Here is a 1230-nt window from a genome sequence, read left to right as displayed (position 1 = left end):
GTCGCCTTGAGCGTTTGATGCGCGCCTGCGTACAGGCTGCCGCTGTTGTCGACCTTGCCGGCCGCAATCGCCAGGTCACCCGCCGCAAACACGCTGCCGGCCGTATTCCGCAAATCGCCGATGGCCAGGCTGGCCGCACCGGATACCGCCTGGATCTGGCCGCGCGTATTGTTCACGTCGCCGCCACGTATATTCAGGCCGCCTGCCAGCACGCCTCCATCGGTATTGTCCAGCGAGCCAGTAACGATCTCGGCCGCGCCGGCGAACGCCAGGCGCCCGTTCTGATTCAACAGCATGTCGGCGCTCAGCGCCATGTCGCCATTGCCTTCAATCTTGCCGCCACGGTTGTCCAGATGACCGGTGGCCGCCACGCTGCCACTGCCAGTTCCCGTCTGCGTGACGCTGCCCTGGCGATTATCCAGGGTGCCGGTATGCAGCGTCACCTGCCTGGCCAGCAATGCGCCGTCGCGGTGGTCGAAGCTATCGGCCGTCACGACCAATGCACCGTTGCCTGAGATCTGGCCCCGCTGTCCATACAGGTTCGTGGCGCGAATCGCCAGCGTGCCCGTGCCCGCATGTTCGATCTTGCCATCGATATTCGTCAGCGCCCCTGCGCCCAGACTCAAGTTGCCGCTGTTGACGGCGATGCGCCCGCCCGTATTGTCCAGCACGCCCGTGTCGATGACGGTACTGCCCGCGCCCGACTGCACGATCGTCCCCTTCACATTGCGCACATTGGCCGCCGCCAGCGCCAGTTGTCCCGCACTCAGCTGGCCGCCCGCATTCACCAGTACCTGCCCATTGTTGCCGTTGGCCGTGATCGCCAGCAAGCCTGCCGTGCTCACCTGCGCCTGGCTGGTGAGGACGTCGCCTGCGTGCGCCGTCAGCGCAATATTCGCGGCACTGCTCTGGCTGCCCGTGAGGTCCAGCGCGGCGCCGTCCAGCACTGCGTCGCCCCCTGCCAAGTTCTGGCCTGTCGCCCGCAAAGCCTGCGTAGCCGTTACGACCAGGCTGCCTGCCTGGCCCAGCGTGCCATCGGCCCGCATGCCCGCGCCCAGCAAACCGCTGCTGTCGATGCTGCCTGCTTGCACACTGACATCGCGCCCCGCCGCCAGCGAGCCGCTGTTGCCGAGCGTGCCGCCGACGACCAGGAGCTGGTCGCGGCCCGCATACAGCAAGCCGGAGTTGTTCAGATCCCCGCCGACCTTGGCCGCCAGGTCCGTGCCCGCG

1 pseudogene is annotated in these 1230 nt (G+C 67.2%); it reads right to left on the bottom strand.

The features are described from left to right. Positions 1-1230: pseudogene (locus IGS60_RS28210) on the bottom strand (filamentous hemagglutinin); the annotation flags it as partial.

The sequence above is a fragment of the Janthinobacterium sp. FW305-128 genome, from assembly GCF_020858135.1.
Lineage (GTDB): Bacteria > Pseudomonadota > Gammaproteobacteria > Burkholderiales > Burkholderiaceae_D > Janthinobacterium.
The sequence above is the reverse complement of the archived record's forward strand: the minus strand, read 5'-3'. Positions and strand labels throughout refer to the sequence as shown.